Origin of the sequence: Actinosynnema sp. NPDC059797 (genome assembly GCF_042732085.1) — a bacterium.
Classification (GTDB): domain Bacteria; phylum Actinomycetota; class Actinomycetes; order Mycobacteriales; family Pseudonocardiaceae; genus Actinosynnema.
The window spans coordinates 1-1258 of the sequence record NZ_JBHWIE010000752.1 but is presented as its reverse complement, the minus strand read 5'-3'; the positions used below and the strand labels follow the sequence as shown (position 1 = coordinate 1258).

Annotated in this window: 1 protein-coding gene; it reads left to right on the top strand. The window is 77.6% G+C overall.

Annotation, left to right across the window (positions count from 1 at the left end):
• Positions 1–1258, top strand: a 1258-nt coding sequence (locus ACFV4N_RS43915) for a prolyl oligopeptidase family protein (RefSeq protein ID WP_499678633.1), incomplete at both ends; no start/stop codon positions are given.

The following is a 1258-nucleotide window of genomic DNA, read 5'->3' as shown; positions in this document are numbered from 1 at the left end:
CTGGTGGTCGCCCGCGCCGGGCAGGGCGAGCGGGTGGTCGTCGACCCGGCGGAGCTGGACCCGTCCGGGCGCACGACGTTGGACATGTGGCGCCCGTCGTGGTCGGGCGGGTTGCTGGCGTACCAGGTCTCCTCCCGCGGCAGCGAGGACCCGGTGCTGCACGTGGTGGACGTGGCCGACGGGCGCCCGGTCTGCCCGCCCGTGCGCCCGGGGCGCGCCACCGCGGTGGCCTGGCTGCCCCGGGACGCCGGCTTCTACTACGCGACCTGCCCCGCCGACGACGACCGGCAGGTGCGGCTGCGCCTGCCCGGTTCGGGCGAGGACGTGGCGGTGTTCACCACCGACGCCCGGCAGCTCTCGGTGTCCACCAGCGCGGACGGGCGTCGGCTGGCGGTCGGCAGCGCGCCGGGGGTGCAGTGCGGCAACCGGGTCCACCTGGCCGACCTGACCGCCGCCACCACCCGCTCACCGGGGTTCCGGCTGGTCCACGACGGCACGGCCACTGGCGTGCAGGCGCTGGTCAGGTTCGGACCGCGCGGCCTGCTGTACGGGATCATCACCGACCGGGCCTCCGGCGGGAGGGTCTGCCTCGTCGACCCGGCCCGCCCGCACACCTCGGCGTGGGCGCCGCTGATCACCCTCGGCGAGGGCGAGGTGCTCTCCGGGTGCGCCGCCCTGGTCGAACCCGCGACCGGGGGCGTCGAGGCGGTGCGCTTCCTGGTCAGCTCCGTGCGGCGCGGCGTGGCCCGCCTGTCGCTGCACGACGGCGAGGGCCGACTGCTGACCGGGGTCGACACGCCCGGCACGGACCACGGCACGATCACGAGGCTCACCGCGCCGCCCGGTGACGCGGACGAGGCGTGGTTCACCTACACGGACTTCGTCACCCCGCCGACGGTCCACCGCTTCAGCCTGCGCGACCGGCGGTGCCGGGCCGACACCCCGCCCGGCGTCCCATCCGACACCTCACCCGGCGCCCCGCCCGCGGACCCGCCGCGCCACGAGCGACCGCGGGTGGTGGTGCGGCAGGTGACCTACCCGTCCCAGGACGGCACCGACGTGCCGCTGTTCCTCATCGCCCCCGCCGACCGGGACCCGGGACCGCGCCCGACCCTGCTGACCGCCTACGGCGGCTTCGGCGCCACCGCCGCGCCCGCCTACTCCCCCACCATCCTGGCCTGGGTCGCCGCCGGCGGCGTCTACGCGATCGCCGGCGTGCGCGGCGGCGGGGAGCTGGGCGCGGCCTGGCACGCGGCGG